Origin of the sequence: Campylobacter sp. CH246, assembly GCF_004378835.1 — a bacterium.
GTDB lineage: Bacteria > Campylobacterota > Campylobacteria > Campylobacterales > Campylobacteraceae > Campylobacter_D > Campylobacter_D jejuni.
Genome location: NZ_RYYA01000035.1, coordinates 1 through 324 on the forward strand (window position 1 = coordinate 1; position 324 = coordinate 324).

The following is a 324-nucleotide window of genomic DNA, read 5'->3' on the forward strand; positions in this document are numbered from 1 at the left end:
AGAATACTTTTATTAAAAGCATCTTCTTTGGTTTTAGGATTTAAAACATAAATTCTAGCAAGATTAAGTTCAAATTGGATTAGCAAAGGACTTAAAATTTCATATAAATCTTGCATTTGTTTTATATCTTCAAGTTTATTTTTAAACTCATCTATTTTTTCAATAGCTAAATTTAAATATTCTTCTTTTTCATTTAAACTCAAATATACACTTTGTATTTTTTCAAAATCATTGCTGAGTATTTTACTAAAATCTCTACAATGTTCAATACTTTTACAAACTTTATAATAAGCCTTAAGTAAAAACTCATTTTGTTTATTTAAA

General features: G+C 21.0%; 1 pseudogene. It reads right to left on the reverse strand.

Going from position 1 to position 324, the window contains the following annotated elements:
- A pseudogene (locus tag ELQ06_RS08575) lies at nucleotides 1–324 on the reverse strand (motility associated factor glycosyltransferase family protein); the annotation flags it as partial.